This is a genomic window from Nitrospira sp. BLG_2 (genome assembly GCF_049222245.1).
This window is the reverse complement of record NZ_JBLYIG010000032.1, coordinates 1-6,130: the sequence shown is the minus strand read 5'-3', so window position 1 is coordinate 6,130 and position 6,130 is coordinate 1. Positions and strand designations below refer to the sequence as shown.

At 54.1% G+C, this 6,130-nt stretch carries 8 protein-coding genes; all 8 read left to right on the top strand.

From position 1 onward, the window contains the following. Positions 1–1,080, top strand: a 1,080-nt coding sequence (glmS, locus tag ACOSYY_RS00930; protein ID WP_421660355.1) for a glutamine--fructose-6-phosphate transaminase (isomerizing), incomplete at its 5' end; no start/stop codon positions are given. Between the two features lie 23 nt (positions 1,081–1,103). Beyond that, positions 1,104–1,400: an Asp-tRNA(Asn)/Glu-tRNA(Gln) amidotransferase subunit GatC gene (gene gatC / locus ACOSYY_RS00925; protein WP_421660354.1), complete on the top strand. Its 297-nt coding sequence runs from the start codon at positions 1,104–1,106 to the stop codon at positions 1,398–1,400. Between the two features lie 72 nt (positions 1,401–1,472). Then, entirely contained in the window at positions 1,473–1,829 is a 357-nt protein-coding gene (panD, locus tag ACOSYY_RS00920) for an aspartate 1-decarboxylase (RefSeq protein ID WP_421660353.1), read from the top strand. A 74-nt stretch (positions 1,830–1,903) separates the two neighbouring features. Then, entirely contained in the window at positions 1,904–3,370 is a 1,467-nt protein-coding gene (gene gatA, locus ACOSYY_RS00915) for an Asp-tRNA(Asn)/Glu-tRNA(Gln) amidotransferase subunit GatA (protein ID WP_421660351.1), read from the top strand. 51 nt (positions 3,371–3,421) lie between these two features. Further along, positions 3,422–3,829, top strand: coding sequence for a DUF948 domain-containing protein (locus ACOSYY_RS00910; protein WP_421660350.1), 408 nt, complete (start codon positions 3,422–3,424; stop codon positions 3,827–3,829). Next, positions 3,819–4,142 carry a YtxH domain-containing protein gene (locus ACOSYY_RS00905; protein WP_421660349.1) on the top strand — a complete coding sequence of 108 codons (324 nt, stop codon included), beginning with the start codon at positions 3,819–3,821 and terminating at the stop codon, positions 4,140–4,142. The genes ACOSYY_RS00910 and ACOSYY_RS00905 overlap by 11 nt, the downstream gene beginning before the upstream one ends. Further along, the gene (gene gatB, locus ACOSYY_RS00900) at positions 4,139–5,566 is read left to right on the top strand and encodes an Asp-tRNA(Asn)/Glu-tRNA(Gln) amidotransferase subunit GatB (protein WP_421660348.1); all 1,428 of its coding nucleotides are present in this window, start codon (positions 4,139–4,141) and stop codon (positions 5,564–5,566) included. Before ACOSYY_RS00905 ends, gatB begins: the two co-directional genes overlap by 4 nt. A 114-nt stretch (positions 5,567–5,680) precedes the next feature. Then, positions 5,681–6,070 (top strand): hypothetical protein, encoded by a 390-nt coding sequence (locus tag ACOSYY_RS00895; RefSeq protein WP_421660347.1) that lies wholly within the window; start codon positions 5,681–5,683, stop codon positions 6,068–6,070. Positions 6,071–6,130 lie beyond the last annotated feature (60 nt).

Genomic DNA, 6,130 nt, shown 5'->3' with positions numbered 1-6,130 from the left:
TTCATGCTGAAAGAGATTCACGAACAGCCGCAAACCATTCTTGATACCATGCGCGGACGGTATTCCTATGAGACCGGAGAGGCGGATCTTCCTGATATCGGCTTGACACCCGAGGAATTCTCAGCGGTCGAACGCATCTGGATCGTCGCCTGCGGCACGTCCTGGCATGCAGGTCAGGTCGGCAAGTATCTGTTTGAAGAGATGGTTCGTACTCCGGTTCAGGTGGATATCGGCAGCGAGTTTCGGTATCGCGATCCGCTCGTCGGGAAAAACGACTTGTTCATTACGATTTCTCAATCCGGTGAGACGGCCGATACGCTGGCTGCTGCGCGAGAAGCGAAGCAAAAAGGTGCTCGCGTCGTCTCGATCGTCAACGTCGTCGGCAGTACGTTGGCCCGTGAGTCCGACGGAGTGCTGTACACGCACTGCGGGCCGGAGATCGGGGTGGCCTCCACCAAGGCATTTACCGCCCAACTCACCGCGCTGTATCTCCTGGCCTTGCATTTTGCGCGAGTTCGTAATGTGATGAAGATAGCGGATGGAAAAGCCTGGCTCGACCGGTTGGTGCAGTTGCCGGTGTTGGTCGAGCGGGTGTTGCAGCGAGAGGCCGAAATCGTGGCGATTGCCAAGCGGTATTTCAAGAAACGGAATTTTCTGTTTTTGGGGCGCGGCATCAACTATCCGATTGCCCTGGAGGGTTCGCTGAAGCTCAAAGAAATTTCCTACATCCATGCCGAAGGCTATGCCGCGGGCGAGATGAAACATGGTCCGATCGCGCTGATCGACAAAGACATGCCGGTGGTGGTCCTGGCGCCTCGGGACCGACTGTACGACAAAACGGTCAGCAATCTGATGGAAGTGAAAGCGCGACATGCGCCGGTGATTGCTTTTGTAGCGGAAGGAGAGCGGGAGCTCGGCAAGATTGCGGATGCGGTGTTTACCGTTCCTGATACCCATTCGCTGATCTCGCCGATTTTGTTCACCATCCCGCTTCAGCTCCTCGCGTATCATATTGCGGTATTACGCGGGGCGGATGTCGATCAGCCGAGAAATCTTGCCAAAAGCGTCACTGTTGAATAGCGGAAAATGGAGTAGGGAAGCGGATGATGGAGATTACGCAGCAGGATGTGGAAAAGATGGCGCAGTTGGCGCGATTGGCTGTCACCCCGGCCGAGAAGGAAACCTTTGCCAAACAGTTGACCCAGATTCTCACGCATGTCGATACGTTGAACCAGTACGACACGACGGGAATCAACCCGACCGCCGTCGCCATGGGACAAGTCAACGTGTTTCGCGAGGATCTCGTGCGGCCATCGCTGCCTCCGGACAAAGCTTTGGCCAATGCGCCTGAGCGTGAAGCTGACGGGTTTGTTGTACCAAAAATTCTAGAGGAGCGTTAATCGTCAGGCTGCCGACTCGTGCGTTGGCGACAACGAATGATGAGCAGCGATTGACGAATAACGAGAAGATAGATGTTTCGACAAATGCTACGTTCGAAAATTCACCGCGCGACAGTAACGGGTGCCCATCTCGAGTATGAAGGCAGTTTGACAATCGATGAGGACCTGATGGAGGCGGCCGGGATCCTGCCGTATGAGGCGATTCTCTGCTCGAACTTGAATAACGGAGAGCGATTCATGACCTACGCGATCAACGGTACGCGAGGGAAAGGGGAGATCATTTTGAATGGACCTACCGCGCGAAAAGCGGCGATCGGAGATCACATTATCATCTTTTGTTATGAGTATTACGGCGAAGAAGAGATTAAGAAGCACCTACCCAAGATCGTTCGGGTAAATGACAAAAATCGAATTGTGGCGGTGAGCTGATATGCGACGGACCAGCCGATCGATGATGCCTGTGTTGGTCCGTGTTCATCTCGCCCGTCGGGAGTGAGAGATTCATGTCCCTTCATAAACTGACACTTGTCGAGCTTCAGAAACAATTCAAGGCAGGGGAAGTGGCGGCAACGGAAATCGCACGCGCCTACTTCCTGCGTATCAGCCACGTAGAGCCTAAGGTGAAGGCCTTCGTCACCCAAACTAAAGAATCGGCACTCCTACAGGCGGAGGCTTTGGACAAGAAACTCAAGGAATGGAGGAAGACCAAACCTCTGACCGGAATGCCTCTTGCCATCACAGATAATATCTGTACGGAGGGCGTTCACACGACCTGCAGTTCTCGAATGTTGCAGAACTTCATACCGCCTTACGATGCGACGACCGTCGCCAAGTTGCGCGCGCAAGAGTACATTTTGTTGGGCAAGACGAATTTAGATGAATTCGCGATGGGATCGTCAACGGAAAACTCCGCGTTCGGCCCCAGCCGAAATCCCTGGAACGTGCACTGTGTGCCGGGGGGATCAAGCGGAGGGTCTGCGGCGGCGGTAGCGGCGGAGGAATGCGTAGCGGCACTCGGCTCAGATACAGGAGGGTCCATCAGGCAGCCGGCCGCCTTCTGTGGCGTGGTGGGACTGAAGCCTACCTACGGCCGAGTCTCGAGGTATGGTTTGGTCGCGTTCGCCTCCTCGCTGGATCAAATCGGCCCAATCACGAGAGATGTGTCTGATGCGGCATTTCTTCTGCAATCCATCGCCGGTCATGATCCGATGGACTCCACTTCGGTCGACCGTTCCGTGCCGGATTACATGAAAGCGCTGCAAAAACGGGATCTCAAAGCTCTGAAGATCGGCGTGCCGGTTGAATTTTTTACCGAAGGCCTCGACCCGGACGTCGAGCAGGCAGTCAGAGCGGCCATTGGCGAATTGAAGAATCTTGGAGCTGAGATCAGGGAAATCCGTCTGCCGAGCACCGATGCGGCCGTGGCTGTGTACTATGTGATCGCGACGGCCGAAGCCAGCTCGAATCTCGCCCGCTTCGACGGAGTGAAGTTCGGTTTTCGTGCCAAGGAAACCAAGGATCTCCTTGAACTCTACATGAAGACGCGGCAGGAGGGATTCGGACCGGAAGTGAAGCGTCGGATCATGCTGGGCACGTATGTGCTGAGTGCCGGTTATTACGATGCGTATTACGGGAAGGCCCAAGCTGTGCGAACGATGGTCTGTCAGGATTTCTCGGCCGCGTTCCAAGAAGTGGATGTAATCGTGACTCCGGCCACGCCGACGCCGGCCTTCAAACTTGGTGAAAAAAGCGAAGATCCCCTCCAGATGTACCTCTCCGATCTTTTTACGCTCTCGGTCAATCTGGCCGGATTGCCCGCGATCGCCCTGCCTTGCGGCTTCCGCAAAACGGGGCTTCCAATTTGCGTACAGCTGATCGGACGAGCCTTTGAGGAAGAGACGGTGCTTCGAGCCGCACATGCCTATGAGCAATCGACACAATGGCATCTCAAAAAGCCGATGATACGGTAAGGAGCGGTTGAGGGTGATATTGGGGGTGAAAGACCAGGAGGATTGGAAACTATGACAATCGTCGAAATCGCCGCACTCCTCGTGGCCGTGGCGTTCGCTGTGCTGGTGGGATATCTCGTGCCGGTATTAATGCAAGTCCGCAAAACAGTGGCCGAGTCGGAACAGCTTCTCTCCAAGATGAATGCTGAGATTCCCGGACTTGTGGCGGAACTTCGGTCTATGAGTCAAAATTTGAACGATGTAACCAACCAGGCACGTGACGGAGTAGAGCACGCGGCGGTATTGCTTCACGCGGTGGGTGAAGTCGGCGAGTCTGTGCAACACGTCCATAATGTTGTTCGAGGGTCGAGCGGCACGCTTTTGAGCAATGTGGTCAGCATGGTTGCGGGCTTCAAAGCGGCCACCAAAGTTGTACGAGAACGCATGAGACAAGAAGGAGGGACACACAATGGCGGATGACAGAGGAACATCAGCGGCGATCTTTTTGGCTTTTCTGAGCGGTGCGGCGATGGGGGCAGTGGCGGCATTGTTGTTGGCGCCTCAAGCAGGGAGCGAATCGCGAGATCAACTCCGTGGCTATGCCCGCCGCGCGGAGAACGATCTTCGGGACCTAGCCGGCCGTGCCGGTGAGGCATTTGAAGAAGTCGTCGATCAGGGCAAGGAATTCGTGGAAACGAAGCGGTCGGTTCTCCGAGAGGCATTCGATGCCGGACGCGAGGCCGTGAGGCGCGAACGCGGTCGCATACACAATGAGGAGCCTGAACGGGGATGATCTTTGAGACGGTCATCGGAGTGGAGGTTCACGCTCAACTGCGGACCAACTCCAAGATGTTTTGCGGGTGCGGCACGACATTCGGTTTGTCGGCGAACAGCCAGACCTGTCCGGTCTGTCTCGGCCTTCCAGGCAGTCTACCCGTTATCAATCGAATGGCAGTCGAAATGGCGGTTCGTGCAGGCTTGGCGTTGAACTGTACGATCGCGGCGAACAATCGATTCGCGAGAAAGAACTATTTTTACCCGGATCTACCCAAAGGGTATCAGATTTCGCAATATGAATCCCCCATTTGCCGGCAGGGGCGGATTGAGATTCGTAATGGCGGCGGGACAAAACAAATCCGCATCCGTCGCGCGCATTTGGAAGAGGATGCCGGGAAAAACATCCATGAGACCGGCACCAGTGGGAGCCGGGTAGATCTGAACCGTGCCGGCACACCACTGTTGGAGATCGTGACGGAACCGGACATGCGTTCGGCCGACGAGGTGGTCGCCTACCTCAAAGGACTGAGGGAAATCTTAATGTATCTGGATGTCTGCGACGGAAACATGGAGGAGGGAAGCTTTCGGTGCGAGCCGAACTTATCGCTGCGCCCGTCGGGGCAGCAGGAGTTTGGGACGAAAGTCGAGCTGAAGAACATCAACTCCTTCAAATATGTGAAGGACGCGATCGAATATGAGATCAAACGGCAGACCAAAGTGTTGAATGAAGGAGGCAAGATCAGCCAGGAAACGAGGCTCTGGAATATCGAACGTGGTGAAACGGCGGTCATGCGTTCCAAAGAAGAAGCCCATGATTATCGGTATTTCCCAGACCCTGATCTGGTGCCGTTGAAGTTGGACGATGAGTGGATCGAAGGGTTCCGTGCCAACTTGCCCGAACTGCCGGCCGTGCGGACGAAGCGATTCGTGTCGGACTATGGGTTGCCTGAATATGACGCCGCCATTCTGACGGCTTCGAAGGGCATGGCAGATTACTTTGAAGTTTGCGCGAAGCAGTTCGATCAACCCAAGACCGTGAGTAATTGGGTGATGGGAGAGTTGATGAGAGGGTTGAACAACTCCGGGACAGATATTTCAGCATCCCCTGTCACGCCTGAACGGCTGGTGAGCCTGTTGCAGATGGTGGACAAAGGAATTATCAGCTTAAAGGTCGCGCGTGAAATCTTTCCGGAATTCTATAGCAGTGGGAAGACTGCCGAACTGATCGTGCAGGAAAGAGGATTGACACAGGTTTCCGACGAGGGGGCGCTGGCGAAGATCATTGAAGCGGTTCTCAGCAAGAATCCAGGGCAGATTGCGCAGTTCAAGGAAGGCAAACAACAAGTATTGGGTTTTCTCGTCGGGCAGGTGATGAAGGCGAGCGGGGGTAAAGCGAATCCGGGAAAGGTGAACGAATTATTGAAGAAGAAGCTGGGATGATCGCTGGTCCTGTGCTTTCTGGTCTGAGGAACAAGTTGGGATATGTGGAAAGTTAGATCATTCGAACGCGATATTCCATTAGAGGATTCGACAATTCGAGTCAGGGGCATAGTTATGAACCAGGGCTATATTTTGGCCGTTGACTCAGTCGGAATTGAAGTCAAGATAGGTGCTTCTGAATTCGGCAAGGATGAAAGAGGAGAGTATGCAGTTCTTGAGAGTGGAGAGTGGGTTGGGTGTGATGGATCTGTAGTGAAGGTAGAGCCTTCTTCAGAAGAACCATATCCAGGAACTAACTTTACACCATCAGGTTTGAAGCTTTCGGTGATGATGCCCTCATCTGATAAGACCGTTCAAGCACATGAGGAGACCTGCTGTCGAGCCAATATAGACCTCAATAAAGTTAATTTGTTTGTGCCAAACGGGTGGTCTTCTTCCATTTATTACAACTGTGTGGGTAATGCGGATGGCGTCGCTTCATGCGATTTGGAGAAACTAATATGAGCGCGATTAGAAGAATCAAGGGCAGGCAGATCATCGATTCACGGGGCAATCCGACGATTG